General features: G+C 44.0%; 16 protein-coding genes. 3 read left to right on the forward strand and 13 right to left on the reverse strand.

Going from position 1 to position 17,681, the window contains the following annotated elements; translation table 11 throughout:
- Window positions 1-79 precede the first annotated feature (79 nt).
- From lpxD to rpsB, 11 genes are all read right to left on the reverse strand, one after another.
- On the reverse strand, window positions 80-1,111 hold the full coding sequence (gene lpxD / locus K08M4_RS11175; RefSeq protein ID WP_065679073.1) for a UDP-3-O-(3-hydroxymyristoyl)glucosamine N-acyltransferase: 1,032 nt from the start codon (window positions 1,109-1,111) through the stop codon (window positions 80-82).
- Window positions 1,112-1,116: 5 nt separating this feature from the next.
- Window positions 1,117-1,617, reverse strand: coding sequence for an OmpH family outer membrane protein (locus K08M4_RS11180; RefSeq protein ID WP_009847410.1), 501 nt, complete (start codon window positions 1,615-1,617; stop codon window positions 1,117-1,119).
- Between the two features lie 27 nt (window positions 1,618-1,644).
- Window positions 1,645-4,050: an outer membrane protein assembly factor BamA gene (gene bamA, locus K08M4_RS11185; protein WP_086049909.1), complete on the reverse strand. Its 2,406-nt coding sequence runs from the start codon at window positions 4,048-4,050 to the stop codon at window positions 1,645-1,647.
- Window positions 4,051-4,098: 48 nt separating this feature from the next.
- Window positions 4,099-5,457: a sigma E protease regulator RseP gene (gene rseP / locus K08M4_RS11190; protein ID WP_086049910.1), complete on the reverse strand. Its 1,359-nt coding sequence runs from the start codon at window positions 5,455-5,457 to the stop codon at window positions 4,099-4,101.
- Window positions 5,454-6,662: a 1-deoxy-D-xylulose-5-phosphate reductoisomerase gene (ispC, locus tag K08M4_RS11195; protein WP_086049911.1), complete on the reverse strand. Its 1,209-nt coding sequence runs from the start codon at window positions 6,660-6,662 to the stop codon at window positions 5,454-5,456. The genes rseP and ispC overlap by 4 nt, the downstream gene beginning before the upstream one ends.
- Window positions 6,663-6,713: 51 nt before the next feature.
- The gene (locus K08M4_RS11200) at window positions 6,714-7,556 is read right to left on the reverse strand and encodes a phosphatidate cytidylyltransferase (protein WP_086049912.1); all 843 of its coding nucleotides are present in this window, start codon (window positions 7,554-7,556) and stop codon (window positions 6,714-6,716) included.
- Window positions 7,557-7,572: 16 nt separating this feature from the next.
- Window positions 7,573-8,325: an undecaprenyl pyrophosphate synthase gene (gene uppS, locus K08M4_RS11205; protein WP_086049913.1), complete on the reverse strand. Its 753-nt coding sequence runs from the start codon at window positions 8,323-8,325 to the stop codon at window positions 7,573-7,575.
- A 98-nt stretch (window positions 8,326-8,423) separates the two neighbouring features.
- On the reverse strand, window positions 8,424-8,981 hold the full coding sequence (frr, locus tag K08M4_RS11215) for a ribosome recycling factor (protein WP_009847417.1): 558 nt from the start codon (window positions 8,979-8,981) through the stop codon (window positions 8,424-8,426).
- A 98-nt stretch (window positions 8,982-9,079) separates the two neighbouring features.
- Complete coding sequence (gene pyrH, locus K08M4_RS11220) at window positions 9,080-9,811, reverse strand: UMP kinase (RefSeq protein ID WP_009847418.1); 732 nt, start codon at window positions 9,809-9,811, stop codon at window positions 9,080-9,082.
- 156 nt (window positions 9,812-9,967) lie between these two features.
- The gene (gene tsf / locus K08M4_RS11225) at window positions 9,968-10,813 is read right to left on the reverse strand and encodes a translation elongation factor Ts (RefSeq protein ID WP_009847419.1); all 846 of its coding nucleotides are present in this window, start codon (window positions 10,811-10,813) and stop codon (window positions 9,968-9,970) included.
- Between the two features lie 137 nt (window positions 10,814-10,950).
- On the reverse strand, window positions 10,951-11,682 hold the full coding sequence (rpsB, locus tag K08M4_RS11230; RefSeq protein WP_009847420.1) for a 30S ribosomal protein S2: 732 nt from the start codon (window positions 11,680-11,682) through the stop codon (window positions 10,951-10,953).
- A 457-nt stretch (window positions 11,683-12,139) separates the two neighbouring features.
- Between rpsB and map the strand changes: the two genes are divergently transcribed.
- The 3 genes from map (at window position 12,140) to K08M4_RS11245 (ending at window position 16,382) form a co-directional block, all read left to right on the forward strand.
- A complete protein-coding gene (gene map / locus K08M4_RS11235; RefSeq protein ID WP_086049914.1) occupies window positions 12,140-13,018 on the forward strand; it encodes a type I methionyl aminopeptidase in 879 nt (292 codons plus the stop codon).
- A 140-nt stretch (window positions 13,019-13,158) separates the two neighbouring features.
- A complete protein-coding gene (gene glnD, locus K08M4_RS11240; RefSeq protein ID WP_086049915.1) occupies window positions 13,159-15,780 on the forward strand; it encodes a bifunctional uridylyltransferase/uridylyl-removing protein GlnD in 2,622 nt (873 codons plus the stop codon).
- A 218-nt stretch (window positions 15,781-15,998) separates the two neighbouring features.
- Window positions 15,999-16,382, forward strand: a complete 384-nt coding sequence (locus K08M4_RS11245; protein ID WP_017107178.1) for a DUF3461 family protein — start codon at window positions 15,999-16,001, stop codon at window positions 16,380-16,382.
- Window positions 16,383-16,536: 154 nt separating this feature from the next.
- Here the strand turns inward: K08M4_RS11245 and truC are convergent, their stop codons facing one another.
- Entirely contained in the window at window positions 16,537-17,286 is a 750-nt protein-coding gene (gene truC / locus K08M4_RS11250; RefSeq protein WP_086049916.1) for a tRNA pseudouridine(65) synthase TruC, read from the reverse strand.
- Window positions 17,286-17,600, reverse strand: a complete 315-nt coding sequence (locus K08M4_RS11255) for a YqcC family protein (RefSeq protein ID WP_086049917.1) — start codon at window positions 17,598-17,600, stop codon at window positions 17,286-17,288. The genes truC and K08M4_RS11255 overlap by 1 nt, the downstream gene beginning before the upstream one ends.
- Window positions 17,601-17,681 lie beyond the last annotated feature (81 nt).

The raw sequence follows: 17,681 nt of genomic DNA on the forward strand, positions 1-17,681 counted from the left end.
GTATATTCTTTATTTAATGAGAAGGATTATAAACGAAAAAGACTCGCTGTACGCGAGCCTTTTATTAGAAATGCTGGAATTATGATTCCGCACTGTTCTCGATAAGTTTTTCAACGGTTTTCAAACGCTTGTTCATTTCATCAATACGATGAACTCGCGTTGCTGTTTTACGCCAATCTTTATTTGGCTGTAAAGGAATACCTGAAGAGTACATGCCTTTTTCGGTGATACTGCGCATTACCATCCCCATACCAGTGATTGTAACGCCGTCAACGATTTCTATATGACCATTAATCACACAACCGCCACCAATAATACAGTACTTACCTATCGTTGTGCTGCCGGCAATGATAGTACCACCTGCAATAGCAGAACCATATCCGATGTGAACATTATGAGCTATCTGAAGTTGGTTATCTAAGATAACGTTATCTTCAATAATAGTGTCATCTAATGCGCCACGGTCAACGGTAGTACACGCGCCTATTTCTACGCGGTTACCAACACGAACTGAACCGACTTGCGGGATCTTAACCCACTCGCCTTTCTCATTCGCATAACCAAAACCATCGGATCCAATCACTGTACTAGATTGAATCAAACATGCTTCGCCGATCACCACTTCATGGTAAACACTTACGTTAGCCCAAAGCTTAGTACCTGCGCCAATTTTTGCATTTTGACCAATAAAGCAACCAGCACCGATAACGACGTCATCACCAAGCACTACGCCAGTTTCAATCACAGCATTGGCACCAATAGACACATTTTGTCCAATGGTCGCGTCGCCTGAAATTGAAGCAGAATCAGCAATACCCGCAGCTGGCGCTGGCGTGGTATCAAGCGCTTGAGCAACCTTAGCAAAAGCAACATAAGGGTCGCTGACCACAATAACGTTGGTCTTACACAGTTCACGCTCGCTCTCTTTAACCATAATAGCGGATGCTTTACAGTCACCAAGGTGCTTGCTGTACTTCACGTTAGAAAGGAACGTAATATTTCCTTCTTGCGCTTTATCCATAGGAGCGACTGCTGAAACGGTAACTGTACCGTCTCCGTGTAGCTCTCCACCGGTAATCGTTGCCAATTCGGCTAAGGTCAGATTCTTCATAAAACTTATTTCAGTGATTTAATTACTTTTTCAGAGATGTTGTATTCTGGCTTGCCGTACTGCAGAGCTTGAATATCAACGATCATGTCGTAGCCTTCTTTCTCTGCAACTTTAGTTACAGCATCTTGAATTACTTTGAATAGCTTCTGCTTCTCTTGTGCTTCACGACGTTGGCTTGCTTTTTCTAGTGCTTGAGCTTTGATTTTGTATTTGCTGTCTAGTTGGCCGACTTCAATACGAAGTTTCTCTACTTCATCAGGCCCTAATAGCTCACCATCACGCTTAAGCTTTTCAATCTTAGTCTTAGCTTCAGCTTGGATACTTTGAAGCTCAGCAGCTTTATCTTTGAACTCTTCCTGCATTTTTTGAAGAACAACTTCACGCTGAGGTAGAGCCTGGAATACTTGTGCAGTATTTACATAGCCCACTTTTTGCGCAGCTTCAGCCGCTGTTGCAAAGAAAGAAGAGCTAAGAACTACAAGGCCTAAACCTGCTGCTTTAATCATATTTTTCAAAATATTGTCCTTTAAAGATTAGAAAGTTCTACCAATGGTGAATGTGAAGAATTCTTCGTCATCGCCTTCGTAGATTTTGATTGGTTTCGCTAGAGAGAAAACCAATGGGCCCATCGGTGACATCCACTGAAGAGCGGCACCATAAGATGAACGGTAATTTGTTGGGTCAGAGTAATCGTAGTAGTACTGTTGACCGCTATTCGGTGCGCCACGATCTACGAATTCGGTATCCCATACACTTGCCATATCGAAGAACACGCTAGTTCGAATCTGACTGCGCGCTTCATCAGAAGCAAACGGTGTGGGTACGATTAACTCTACGCTAGCCAAAGCAACCGCATTACCACCAACCGAATCATCGGTTGCAGAATTGTACGTCGGGTTGTTGCCCGTGCTATTTCCGTAAACAGCTTTTGGACCAGCGGAGTTAGAACCAAAACCACGTAGTGTTGTAAAACCACCCGCGTAGTAGTTTTCGTAGAATGGGAACAAGTTATCATTACCATCCGTTTGACCATAACCGTTACCATAGCCTAATCGACCACGCATCAATAGTGTGAACTCATGCTTTTTAGTCAACGGAATGTAATGTTTTACATCGTATTGCGCTTTGAAGTATTTAGCATCCGAACCAGGTACTGTCATTTTCGCGAAAGCACGTTGGTGGTTACCTTCAGTAGGGAAGAAGCCACGGTTAAGGTTGTTGCGCGTCCAAGAGATATTGATATCGAAGTCATCGGTTAAGATATGCTCATCACCGTATTGGTCGATACTTCTCGCAAACTGTTCAACTTGAATATAGGTAGGAACGTTACCGATCTTGTTGTGCGTATAACCAAAACCAAACTCGAGACGGTTCAGCTCATCCATAGGGAAACCCCATGTTAAGCTCGTACCATAACTTTGGTTGGTATAATCGACAATGCCCGCTTCAGAGGCTTCAAATTCGTTGTAGAAGATTTTTCCGCCCATACTCACGCCATCAAGGTTCCAGTATGGGTCGCGGTAGTCTAAGCTCACATTCTTTTGGTAATCGTTCATCATGGCGCTTACGCCAACACGGTTACCAGAACCTGCAAAGTTATCTTGCTGTAAACCAACCTGGAAGCTGACACCCGATTCAGTACCGTAGCCAACACCGAAGTTGACGCTACCCGAGTTCGCTTCCTTAACGTTGTAAACCAGATCCACTTGGTCTTCACTGCCAGGAACACGTACCGTTTGCACATCAACCGTTTCAAAAAAGCCTAAACGGTTAAGACGGCTCTTACCTGTATCAATCGACTTGGAGTTCAGCCAGCTGCCTTCCATTTGACGCATTTCACGACGCAGTACTTCATCTTTCGTTGAGTTGTTACCCGTGAATCGAATATCACGAACGTAGATACGGCTGCCCGCTTCTACATTAATAACCAACGACACTTCTTTGGTCTCATCGTCAAATTCAGGAATCGTACGAACTTGTGGGTACGCATAGCCAGATTCGCCTAGAATTCGTTTCACGCTCTCTTCTAAAGAAGTTACAGAAGAACCGTTATATGTATCGCCATCTTCGAATGGCACTAACGCTTCGAAGTCAGCCTCTCGGCCGATAAGCTCACCACGGAAAGAGACATCTTTAACGGTATAAGCTTCGCCTTCGTCTAGGCCTAGCGTGATGTAAACACCTTTCTTATCAGGAGAGATCGCAACCTGAGTCGAATCTACCTTAAACTTAAGGTAACCACGGTCAAGGTAGTAAGATTTCAACGCTTCGATGTCACCGGCTAATACTTGCTTCTGGTATTTTTCATCCGCAAGGAAATTCCACCATGCAACATCAACGTTCAAGTTGAAACGACTCAGTAGATCAGCGTCAGAGAAAACGTCGTTACCGATAAAGTTAATTTGCTGAATCTTAGCGGACACGCCCTCAGTAAACACAAACTTAAGGTCAGAACGGTTACGAGGCAGAGGCGTCACTACGGCTTTCACTGTCGCGTTGTATTTACCAACACTGTAGTAAAAATCTTCAAGGCCCTTCTCAATGTTACTCAGTGTAGTACGGTCAAGGGCTTCACCTTCACGAACACCAGATGCATCTAGGTTCTGCTGAAGTTGTTCTTCTTTGATCGCCTTGTTACCTGAGAATGAGATACTTGCGATGGTCGGTCGTTCTTTGACTTGAACAACTAAAACACCTTCATCGCGAAGGACTTTAACGTCCTCAAAGTTGCCTGAAGCATACAGTGCACGAATGATCTCAGATACATCGCCGTCATCCACTTCATCGCCAATACGTACTGGCATTTTCAGTAGAGCTGCACCAAGTGCAACACGCTGTAAACCTTCGATCTTGATATCTTGAACTACAAAGTTTTGTGCTCCGTTCGCAGCCACACTAGTGGCCAATAGACTTGCGAACAGAATTTGCTTAATCGCCATACTTATTCTAATTATTCCTTGCTACTACCAATGCCTGTGAGAAACCATTCACAGACGAGTAAAATCATTAAATATTGCCAGAGCCATCAAAGAGAAGAGGATTGCGCCTCCCACTCTGTATCCCATTTCTTGAACTTTTTCAGGTACAGGTTTACGAGTAACGGCCTCAATAGCAAAAAAGAGCAAATGTCCGCCATCAAGCATAGGCAGCGGAACTAAATTAATAATACCCAAGTTAACACTAATCAGAGCTAAAAAACCTAAGAAGTAAACTAAACCGTAATCGGCGGTTGCCCCTGCGCCTTTAGCAATTGAAATTGGGCCACTCAAGTTATTTAAGCCAACATCACCAACGATGAGCTTCTTAAGCATTGTCAGCGTCAAACCTATGATTTGACCTGTTTTATCAAATGCTTTTCCTACAGACTCAATTACACCAAATTGTAACTCAAAGCGATAATCTTCTGGCCATTCTGCGACTTCGGGAGCAATACCCGCATAGCCGATTGTAGAACCATCAGAAAACTCGCGACTATTGGGCGTCATAACCAATGACCGCTCAACACCATTTCGTAATACGACAAGGTCCAAGGGCATCATTGGGTGTGAACGGATTAATTCAACAACCGACTTCCACTGCTCAATAGGCTGACCATTAATTTCGACAATTTTATCGCCAGATTCTAGCCCTGCAGAATAGGCAGCACCGTCATCAATAACTTGAGCGAGCACTGTCGATATCTCTGGAGAATACGGTCTAAAACCAAGCGTTGTCATTGCTGACTCAGTTTCTGGGTTGAACGACCAGTCAGAAATATCCAATATTATCTGTTGTTCAAAGCCGATATCGTCTTGAGAAGAAACCGTTACCGTCATGGACTCATCACCAATATGTGATATCAAACCCAAGTTTACCGATTCCCAATCTGCGGTTTTGATTCCTGAAATAGATTTAAGTTCCATTCCACTTTCAATTCCGGCTTGTGCCACGATAGATTGAGGTGTTACCTCTCCAATCACAGGCTTAACCGCTGGAACACCAATCAAAAAAACCAGCCAATATGCGAACACGGCAAAGATAAAGTTGAATGCTGGACCTGCCCCCACAATCGCCGTTCGTTTCCACAACGGTTTCTTATCAAAAGCGTATTGCTGTTCGTCTTCAGAAAGGTCATCAACACGACCATCAAGCATCTTAACGTAGCCACCCAATGGAATGACAGACAAGCTGTACTCTGTGCCATCGCGGCCAACTTTACTCCAGATCGATTTACCAAAACCAATCGAGAATTTTTCTACTTTCACACCGCAGCGACGAGCAACCCAGAAGTGTCCAAATTCATGAACAGCGACCAGAATACCAAGCGCTACAATAAAGGATGCGAAGTTCCACAGAATTCCACTCATGCTAGCTGCTCTTTTATAAATTGAATGGCTATTTGACGAGACATATTATCGAGCTCGAGAAGGCTTTCCAAGCTATCTAAGCCCTCAGAGTTATATTGTTCACATACTTTGTTCATAACATGCTCGTTAATGATAGCAATATCGGTAAACTTAACTTGATTGTTCAAGAAAGCATCGACTGCAATTTCGTTTGCCGCATTAATCGCTGTTGTTGCATGCTGACCCAAATAGCACGCCTCAATGGCTAATCTCAAACATGGGTAACGAGTTAAATCGGGCTCTAAGAAGGTAAGCTCGCCCACTTTGGTGAAATCCAGAGGCTTAACACCCGCTTCAGTACGATCAGGATAAGACATGGTCAAAGCGATTGGCGTTGCCATATCGGGTTCGCCCATTTGAGCGAGCACCGAGCCATCCTTGTACTGAACCATAGAATGAATCACAGACTGAGGGTGGATAATGACTTTGAGTTGCTCTTGAGAGGCATTAAATAGCCATTTCGCCTCAATGTACTCTAAGCCTTTATTCATCATCGTAGCTGAATCAACAGAGATCTTAGGGCCCATTGACCAGTTAGGGTGTGCAATAGCTCTCTCAGGTGTGACCGACTCTAGCTCTGCAACGTCCGTATAACGGAAAGGACCACCCGAACCAGTCAAAAGAATATGGTTGATACCGTTCTCTTCTAAATCACAACGGCCTAGGTTAGTTTGTACGTTCTGAGGCAAGCATTGAAAGATAGCATTGTGCTCGCTGTCGACAGGAAGCAGTTCAGCGCCGTACTTCTCTACGGCGTCGATAAACAACTGCCCTGACATCACTAAGGCTTCTTTATTAGCCAATAAGATACGCTTGCCCGCTTTAACTGCTGACATAGTAGGAAGCAAACCTGCCGCACCCACAATAGCAGCCATTACCGTGTCCACTTCATCTAGAGAAGCGACCTGACACATGCCTTCAGAGCCAGAAAGAACTTTGATGTTTGGGTGATTCGCAGACAACACTTCAGTCAGCTTAGACGCTGCATCAGGGCAAGCCATAGCAACATAGCTTGGTTGCCACTTTTCAACTAACGCCAGCATCTTTTCAACATTCGAGCCTGCAGCCATTGCTACGACCGAATAGAGTTCTGGGTTTTGTTCAACGACTTTTAGTGTACTTGCACCAATTGAGCCGGTAGCGCCAAGGATAGTTAGATTTCGCATCACATATGACCGTAGGAATGTAATAAAGGGCAGAATCACTGCCCTTTTTTATTAGAATGCTAAATAAAGCAGAGCAAAGACAGGGAATGCAGCCGTTAAGCTATCTATTCTATCAAGTATACCACCATGACCAGGAATCAGATTACTGCTGTCTTTCACCCCAGAAACACGTTTAAACATGCTTTCAACAAGATCACCAAGAACAGAAATAACGACGGTCACAAGAGTAATAACAATCATGTGGAGAGGACTTGTGAATTGGATATCAAACAAGTCAGCAAAGATCCAGGCCACGATCACTGCTGTAATGATGCCACCAATAAGACCTTCAATCGTTTTATTAGGACTCACCGCAGGGGCCATTTTTCGCTTGCCAAAGCTCTTTCCTGAAAAATAAGCACCACTGTCTGCAGCCCAAACAAGCAAGCAAACGAACATCACCAATTTTGCACCGTGGTAAGGATCAACATCGATACCGTTAGCGCGCAGGATAACCACACTCCAGAAGAATGGTAGCAAAGTCAGCACGCCAAATGCGTGACGAAGAATGGATGAGTCTTTCCATGCTGGCATAGACTTAGGATAAGTCACTGCCATACCACTTGCGATTACCCACCAAATTGAACCAATCGTCAGAATGGCATAGTGAGCACTCGATAAGTTATTAAGGCTAAATGCATCAAAAGGTATAAAAGCAAAACTTGCAGCACTTACCACAACTGTTGGAATCAACGCTAAATAACGCGATTTGCTTTCAACAAACTGAGTCCACTCCCAAAAACCCAGTAGCGAGATTACCGCTAGTGAAAGAATAAACGTGGGAAGTGATAACTCGAAAATACCTAGAATAACTAGGGGAGCTAAAATCAACGCCGTAATAATTCGTTGTTTCAAACCAAAAAAATCCTTATTAACTGTCCATCAGAGCTTTAATTTGCTCACCGGTGCATCCAAAACGACGCTCGCGGTTTACAAACCAAGTCACAGCTTCTACTAAGCTGTCTTCATTAAAGTCTGGCCAGAATTGTTCAGTGAAATACATTTCGGCGTAAGCTAATTGCCAAAGCATAAAGTTACTAATGCGGCACTCGCCACTGGTGCGGATAAGTAGATCGACTTCTGGAATATCTGCCATCGTCAGGTGCCGTGTAATCATAGCTTCATCAATGTCTTCTACATTAATATCGCCAGACTTAACCTGTTGAGCAATCGAAATCATCGCTTGCTGGATATCCCACTTACCGCCGTAGTTAGCCGCAATATTAATAACCATACCCGTATTGTTGCTAGTCAAAGCTTCCGCTTCTTCTATTTTCTTTTGTAGTCGCTCATTAAAACGACTTTTATCACCAATAACACGAAGTTGTAGATTATTTTTATGAAGCTTTTTTACTTCACTCGATAGCACTGAAATAAACAGTTCCATCAAGAGACCCACTTCTTCTTCAGGACGACGCCAATTTTCACTACTAAAAGCAAAAAGAGTTACGGCTTTAATGCCAAGTCTGGCTGCTGAAGATATGGTTTTTCGAACAGCTTGAACGCCATTTTTATGACCAAAGACACGAGGCTTACCCTGAGCTTTTGCCCAGCGACCATTACCATCCATAATGATAGCAATGTGTTTAGGAAGAGAGTCTGTGAACGCTTGAGAATTATGCATAAAAGAGTGAATCAAATTCTAATAGTCGAACAGAATAGCATAAAAAAACGCTGCACCGTGAGTACAGCGTTTTTCCTGAAAGAAAAGAATATGGAAAATTAAACTTCCATCAACTCTTTTTCTTTAACTGCTAGAACTTCGTCTACGTTCTTAACCGCAGCGTCAGTTAGCTTTTGAATTTCGTCTTGTGCTTTACGATCTTCGTCTTCTGAAATTTCTTTGTCTTTAAGAAGCGCTTTTAGATCGCCATTCGCGTCACGACGGATGTTACGGATAGCAACACGGCCACCTTCAGCTTCGCCACGAACGATTTTAACTAGGTCTTTACGACGCTCTTCCGTTAGCGGTGGAAGTGGAACGCGAATAACCGTACCTGCAGACATAGGGTTTAAGCCTAGGTCAGAAGTCATGATTGCTTTTTCAACAAGAGGAGTCAGTGTTTTATCAAACACTGTAATTGCTAGTGTACGTGCGTCTTCAGCAATAACGTTAGCTACTTGAGTCAAAGGCGTTGGTGCACCGTAGTACTCAACGGTAAGACCAGAAAGTAGGCTCGGGTGAGCACGGCCTGTACGGATTTTTTGTAGGCTGTTTTTTAGTGCATCAACACTTTTTACCATGCGCTCTTGAGCGTCTTTTTTGATTTCGTTAATCACAATTTCACCTTGATTATGTTCTTTCTTCAAGAAAGCTTTTTATTTGGAGTGATAAGGATAAGCTTACCGAAGCATTATACTTCAGTAAGCCCGAAAAATTAGTCAGCGTCGCTGATTAATGTACCTTCAGTTTCACCCATAACCACGCGACGTAGTGCGCCTGGCTTATTCATGTTAAATACACGGATTGGCATTTTGTGGTCACGTGCTAGCGTAAATGCGGCCAAGTCCATTACTTTCAATTCTTTCTCAAGAATTGTGTTGTAAGACAACGTATCATACAACTCTGCGTCTGGGTTTGCTACTGGGTCAGCAGTAAATACACCATCTACTTTTGTTGCTTTTAGAACTACGTCAGCTTCGATTTCGATACCGCGTAAACATGCAGCAGAGTCTGTAGTAAAGAATGGGTTACCCGTACCAGCAGAGAAGATCACAACACGACCTTGACGTAGTTGGCTGATTGCATCTGCCCAGTTGTAGTCGTCACATACACCTTTAAGAGGAATTGCTGACATTACACGTGCGTTTACGTAAGCACGGTGTAGTGCGTCACGCATAGCAAGGCCGTTCATTACCGTTGCAAGCATACCCATATGGTCACCAACAACACGGTTCATACCCGCTTCTGCTAGGCCTGCGCCACGGAAAAGGTTACCACCACCGATAACAACACCAACTTGAACGCCTAGTTCAACTAATTCTTTTACTTCTTGAGCCATACGATCAAGGATCGTTGGGTCAATACCAAAACCTTCTTCGCCTTGTAGCGCTTCACCGCTAAGTTTTAACAGAATACGTTGATACGCTGGTTTAGGGTTCGTAGTCATGGAGCTTACCTTCCAAAGAGTTGATGATTAACAGTCATGGATAAAAACTGAAGAGCTCAGTTTGCATTCATAACAGCTAAAAGCCGGAAATAATTCATTATTCATAAAAAGACCGCAGCATTTGCCACGGTCTCTTTTCAAACAATACGCTAAGGATTAACCTTTTTGTACCGCTGCAACTTCGTCTGCGAAGCTCATTTCAGCTGCTTTCTCGATACCTTCACCAACTTCTAAACGAACGAAGGTAGTAACTGATGCGCCTTTCTCTTTAAGAATGTCAGCAACAGTTTTCTTAGGTTCCATGATGAAAGCTTGACCAGTAAGAGATACTTCGCCCGTGAATTTCTTCATACGGCCGATAACCATTTTCTCAGCGATCTCTTGTGGTTTGCCTTCGTTCATAGCGATTTCAACTTGAACAGCTTTTTCTTTTTCTACTACGTCAGCAGGTACGTCAGATGGGTTAACGTACTCAGGCTTAGAAGCAGCAACGTGCATAGCGATGTGCTTAAGCGTTTCAGCTTCGCCTTCACCAGCAACAACAACACCGATTTTCTCGCCGTGACGGTAAGAAGCTAGTGCAACACCCTCAACAAGCTCAACGCGACGGATGCTGATGTTCTCACCGATCTTAGTTACTAGAGCGATACGAGCGTCTTCAAACTTAGCTTGAAGTGCAACGATGTCTAGACGTTCAGCTAGAGCAACTTCAGCAACTTCGTTAGCGAATGCAAGGAAACCTGCATCTTTAGCTACGAAATCAGTTTGGCAGTTCACTTCAAGAAGAGCAGCAACGCCAGCTTCTTCTTTAATGATGATTGCGCCTTCAGCAGCAACGTTACCAGCTTTTTTAGCTGCTTTCGCTGCGCCAGATTTACGCATGTTTTCAATTGCTAGCTCGATGTCGCCTTCAGCAGCAACAAGCGCTTTTTTACATTCCATCATGCCCGCAGCTGTGCGTTCACGAAGTTCTTTAACTAGAGCTGCAGTTACAGTTGCCATTCTCTATTCCTCAGTAAATTCTAAAAAAGATAAAAAACAGGGGCCTAATTAATTGGCCCCTGATATTGACTGTATTCAGTTCTTAAGCCATCGATTATGACCGCTTAATATGAACTAAATATGGCTCAGAGCCGCTATTATTCAGCTTCTACAAAACCGTCTTTTTCAGCAGCTACAGCAGCAACATCTTTGTTACGACCTTCTTTAACCGCGTCTGCAGCAGCGTTTAGGTAAAGCTGTACTGCACGGATTGCATCATCGTTACCAGGGATAACGAAGTCAACACCGTCTGGGTTAGAGTTAGTATCAACTACAGCGTAAACTGGGATACCTAGGTTGTTTGCTTCTTTAACTGCGATGTGTTCGTGATCAGCATCGATAACGAATAGAGCGTCTGGAAGGCCGCCCATGTTCTTGATACCACCAAGAGACTTCTCTAGCTTCTCCATTTCACGAGTGCGCATTAGAGCTTCTTTCTTAGTAAGCTTGTCGAAAGTACCGTCTTGAGCTTGCGCTTCAAGTTCTTTCAGACGCTTGATAGACTGACGAACAGTTTTGTAGTTCGTTAGCATACCGCCTAACCAGCGGTTGTTAACGTAGAACTGGTTGCTGTTGATAGCAGCTTCTTTAACAGCTTCAGATGCAGCGCGCTTAGTACCAACAAAAAGAACTTTACCTTTCTTCTCACCAACTTTAGCGATTTCAGCTAGAGCGTCGTTGAACATTGGTACAGTTTTTTCTAGGTTGATGATATGTACTTTGTTACGAGCACCAAAGATGAATGGCTTCATTTTTGGGTTCCAGTAACGAGTTTGGTGACCGAAGTGAACACCAGCTTTAAGCATATCGCGCATTGATACAGTTGCCATTTTAAAATCCTCTATGGGGTTAGGCCTCCACATCCCCCATGAATCCGACCCCTAACAACTAACCACTTTTCAGCCGTTATCTGTGTTGTTGAGGCACCCCGGAACATGTGTCGGAATGTGTGTGATTTAAAGAAATAAGTTAGTGGACACAAAGCTTGTTTCGCCAATTGGAGAAAACAGTCCTGATGTCCGGCGCGCTTTATACCATATTTTGTCTATCTATGGCTAGAAAAAAATCTAAAAATGGCGACTGCTATACTGAATCCTATTAGCGAATTTCACCGATAAATCGCGGCCTAATCAAATCGATTCAGCATCGGCTTACAGAACAATATCGGCTTAGATTAAGTAGTATCCATCAGCATTGTATGGATATGGGAATGTTGCGCTAAAATGCTGCACTGATAGAATAGCCCCAATATGCACACTTAGGTGCTACCAAATTAAGAGATATGCAATGGCTGTAAAAATTAAAACTGCTGAAGAAATTGAAAAAATGCGCGTCGCCGGCAAGCTGGCTTCTGAAATTTTAGAGATGATTGAACCTCACATCCAAGTGGGTACAACGACAGAAGAGCTTAACCAAATCTGTCACGAGTACGCTCTAGAGAGAGGCGCATATTCAGCACCACTTGATTACCACGGTTTCCCTAAGTCTATCTGTACGTCTATCAACCACATTGTGTGCCACGGTATTCCAGCATCACAAGATGAGACTGGTAGCACAGGTCAATTCAAACCTGCAGTATTGAAAGATGGCGATATTCTAAACGTTGATATCACGGTGATTGTTCCTGATGACGAAAATGCAGATCTAAGCACTCGTCCTCAAGGTTACCACGGTGACACCTCTAAGATGTTCCTTGTGGGTGAAGTTTCACCAGCAAACAAACGTCTATGCATGGTTGCTCAAGAAGCACTTTACGAAGGCATGCGCCAAGTTAAACCTGGTGTTCAACTTGGCCAAGTTGGTACTGCTATCGAGAAGTACATCAAGACAAACAACAAAAATAACCCACGCGCTAAGTTCTCTATTGTGAAAGATTACTGTGGTCACGGCATTGGTTCTGAGTTCCACGAAGATCCACAAGTCGTTCACTACAAAAACAGCGATCGCACAGTACTAAAAGCAGGCATGTGTTTCACAATCGAGCCAATGATCAATGCAGGTAAGTTTGGCTGCCGTCTTGATGACGAAGATAGCTGGACTGTGTACACAGCAGACAGCAAAAACTCTGCACAGTGGGAACACACACTGGTTGTAACTGAGACAGGTTGTGAAGTTCTAACACTACGCAGCGATGATACGATTCCACGTATCATGAAGAACGCTTAGTTCAACAAACTGAGCACCTCAGACTTTTAAAAATATCCTCGCATTGTCGAGGATATTTTTTTTATCCACTCAATTTCGATTTTGCATCAGCTTCTGTTAAATTGTTTACTATTCTCACTTGCTTGCACGGATAGCAGACTATGCCTTATCAATGCCCTATTACGTTCAATGACGAACAACTTGAAATCTGCGAATTAAAAAATCAACTCGAAATCTTCACGCAGTATCAAAAGAGTGAATTTCTAAATCATCATCCAGTTACCGATTTGGTTCTGCTGCGTTCCGAATACATGGATTTGCTTCTCAATCGTTTATGGGATCATTTTGGATTTAGCAAACTGCCGCATATCGCACTGGTCGCTGTAGGCGGCTATGGCCGTGGTGAACTACACCCTTTATCCGATATTGATATTCTCATCGTCTCGCAAAAAACTCTGCCACCAGCACTAGGTGAGAAAGTCAGTCAATTCATCACGCTACTGTGGGATTTGAAGTTAGAGGTCGGCCACGCAGTTCGTACCATTGCCGAGTGTCTTGAGATCGGCATCGATGATTTAACCGTTGCGACCAACTTGCAAGAGTCACGTTTACTATGCGGAAGTGAAGATACCTTTCAAGAGTTAAAACTAAAGATTCATTCCGATTCATTTTGGCCAAGTGAGACCTTCTATAAGGCGAAGATTCAAGAACAGAGAGAGCGTCATGCTCGTTATCACGACACGACATATAATCTAGAGCCAGATATCAAATCGACTCCAGGTGGGCTCAGAGACATCCACACCCTAAGTTGGGTAGCACGTCGTCACTTCGGTGCGACTTCTTTGTTAGAAATGAGCAAGTATGGCTTTCTTACCGATGCTGAATATCGTGAACTCGTGGAGTGCCAAGATTTCTTATGGCGAGTTCGCTTTGCACTGCACATAGAGCTGCGCCGTTATGACAACCGACTTACCTTTGCACACCAAGCTCAAGTGGCAGAACATCTTGGTTATACCGGTGAAGGCAATCGTGGTGTCGAGATGATGATGAAAGAGTTCTACCGAACACTTCGTCGTGTAGCTGAGCTCAATAAGATGCTGCTTAAGTTGTTTGACCAAGCAATCATTAACGGTGGTCAAACACAAGAAGCTGAGATTCTCGACAGTGACTTCCAACGTCGTGGTTCATTGATCGAAGCGCGTAAGCCAGCCCTATTCCAAGCGCGACCAGAAACGATTCTCGATATGTTTATCCATATCGCTAATGACTCGTCTATCGAAGGGGTGAGTCCGCCAACCTTACGACAACTGCGTACGGCACGTCGCCGATTGAACCGCTTCCTGCATACCATTCCTGAAGCTCGTGACAAGTTCATGGATTTGGTTCGCCATCCTAACGCACTGCACAAAGCCTTTAGCTTGATGCATAAATTGGGCGTGCTCTCGGCCTATTTGCCACAGTGGAGTCAAATTGTCGGCCAAATGCAGTTTGATCTGTTCCACGTTTACACCGTTGATGAACACAGTATTCGTCTGCTCAAGCACATCAACCGCTTTAGTCAGATCGAAAACCACGATAAGCACCCGATTTGTTGTGAAGTCTATCCACGCGTACAGAAGAAAGAACTCCTGATCCTGGCGGCTATCTTCCACGATATCGGCAAAGGCCGTGGCGGAGACCACTCAGAGATTGGTGCTGTTGAAGCTTACTCTTTCTGTATTGAACACGGGTTATCAAAGCCTGAAGCCAAACAAGTCGCGTGGCTAGTACAAAACCACCTGTTGATGTCCGTGACCGCTCAGCGCCGTGATATCTACGATCCGGATGTGATTACCGAATTCGCCAAGAAAGTGCGCGATGAAGAGTCGTTAGAGCTTCTGGTGTGCCTAACGGTAGCCGATATCTGTGCAACCAACCCGGAACTATGGAACAGCTGGAAACGTACCCTACTCGCAGAGTTATTCCATTCTACGCAGCGAGCACTGCGCCGCGGCTTGGAAAACCCAGTCGATGTTCGAGACCGTATTCGTCACAATCAACAAATGGCATCAGCACTACTGCGTAAAGAAGGTTTCACCGCTCGTGAAATTGAGGTGTTGTGGCAGCGTTTCAAAGCTGACTATTTCTTGCGTCATACACACTCTCAAATCGCATGGCACTGTGAACACTTACTTCGCTTAGAAGATCCGAGTCAACCTTTAGTGCTTATCAGCCAAAAAGCGACACGTGGCGGCACAGAGGTATTCGTTTACTGTAAAGACCAAGCGGCACTTTTTGCGACCGTGGTTGCCGAGCTCGATAGACGCAACTTTAACGTTCACGACGCACAAGTCATGGTCAGTAAAGATGGTCACGTTTTGGATACCTTTATCGTACTGGATCAGCACGGTGAAGCAATTGATGAAGCAAGACACAAAGCCGTTACGAAACATCTGACTCATGTTCTGGCTGATGGTCGTCCAACTAAAATTAGAACACGCAGAACGCCACGTAACTTACAGCACTTCAAGGTAAAAACTCTGGTTGAATTTCTACCAACCAAGAGCAAAAAACATACTTTGATGGAGTTAAGAGCTCTTGATACACCGGGTTTATTGGCTCAAGTCGGTGCAACTTTTGCTGAGTTAGACATCAACTTACACGGTGCGAAAATTACCACCATAGGTGAGCGAGCTGAGGATTTGTTTATTCTGACCAGTGATGCGGGAGGAAGGTTGTCTGAAGAACAAGAACAAGCGCTAAGAGAAAGGTTAACTGAGCATGTTTCAGAACTCGCACCTTAGAAAGCTAATTGAGTGCTAGAAGTAAGTTATGACAAGGAAACAAGTTTGGCTCTAGTAACAGCTTGAACAACCAAATAAGTGTGGGTAAAGATAGAGAGCGATCTTGCCCACAACTTACAATCAATTCACAGATATCAACTATCTAGCTCGTCATTAGGCTGCTACATTGATCAAGTCAATTACATAAAAGTATTACATTCATAACCTAGAGGTCGCTTATGTATCCAAACCTCACTGGCTTAGGTATCCACGAACCTAAACAGATTGAACGTTACTCCCTTCGCCAAGAAGCGCACAAAGATATCCTGAAGATTTACTTTCGTAAGCAGAAAGGTGAACTGTTCGCGAAAAGCGTTAAGTTTAAGTACCCACGACAAGTAAAAAGTGTGCTTGTTAGCGGTGGCAATAATCAATACAAAGAAGTGACCGAGATTAACCGCAACCTCACTCTTGTAATTGATGAACTCAACAAGATCACCAAGCCGATTCCAACCGCAGAAGTCGATGTAAAACAGAAAATTCTTACTGACTTACGTCACCTAGAGAAAGTGGTATCGAGCAAGATCGCTGAGATCGAGGCCGATCTAGAAAAGCTAAAATGATCCCGCGGTTCGCAATGTACGGTTAACAACTAAATGCTAGTTACCCGTCCAAATTGAACAGACATCAAAAAGGGCTGATATCACTATCAGCCCTTTGTTTTTTATTCTATTTTCTATGTTTACTTAGACCAATGATTGCTTAAACGCGGGTGACTTACTTAGACAAACATGCTTCAGCATTCACCAAGCTGGTATCCCACTCAAAAGTCTCAAACAACCTTAACCAAGTTTCATCTAGGTTGGCCTTCATCACCAACTCTTCTTTAGTGAAAGGATGAATGAAGCGCAGTTCAGAAGCATGCAGCAACAGACGGTGTGAGTCTAAATCATCACGAAACAGTCGGTTATGCTTACCATCACCATGCGAAGTATCGCCCACGATTGGGTGCCTTAGGTGAGCCATGTGACGACGCAGCTGATGTTTGCGGCCTGTCTTTGGCATCATCTCAACTAAGCAGTAACGACTGGTAGGAAAACGCCCCGTTGAATATGGCACTTCGACTTTCGCTAACGGCTCGTAAACGGTGACGGCCTCTTGTGGTTCTTTATCTTCTTTTGCAAACTTGTCCGCGATCTTATCCAGCTCAACCTTTAGTGCATAATCGAGAGTATCGCCCTCTTCTATCCAGCCACGCACAATCGCATGATAAGTCTTTTGCATCTCATGGTTGGCGAACATCGGCATCACCTCAGAGGCAACCTCACTCGACAGAGCAAACACCAATACGCCAGATGTTGGTCTGTCTAAACGATGCAGAGGAAATACATGCTGACCAATTTGATCACGCAGTGTCTGCATAACAAATTGAGTCTCGTGTTTATCCAACCATGAGCGATGCACTAACATACCCGCAGGCTTATTCACCGCGACAAAGTACTCATCTTGATAAATGATTTCTAACATTACGCGCATACCTCATCAATGCTCAGAATCGTCACTAGCAGTTCCGCTTTGTCTGCCTCATTTTTCCACACTTCACCAAAATAAGGATGAATCGCAAAGCCCTTTGGTAGGCTCATTTGGGCATCCATCATTGCGTTGATCTTAACGATAAAGATCCACTGCAACCACTCTTCAGGTTGCAGTGAATCAATAGCAAAAGGTTCAACACTCGCCAAAGCTTCATCCGAAGGCGAAACATCGCTCCATAGCGAACATTGGCGCATTTGTTGTTCTAATTGTTGAAGTAAAAGAGGTAACTTTGTGGCTGCTGTCATTTTTCACCAAGTTATTTATCTAGTGACCTTGAAATTGGGGCATAGAGTACCATCTATTTAGGAAAGAAAGTTAGGAGCTTT

Origin of the sequence: Vibrio syngnathi (genome assembly GCF_002119525.1) — a bacterium.
In the GTDB taxonomy this organism is placed as follows: Bacteria; Pseudomonadota; Gammaproteobacteria; order Enterobacterales; family Vibrionaceae; genus Vibrio; species Vibrio syngnathi.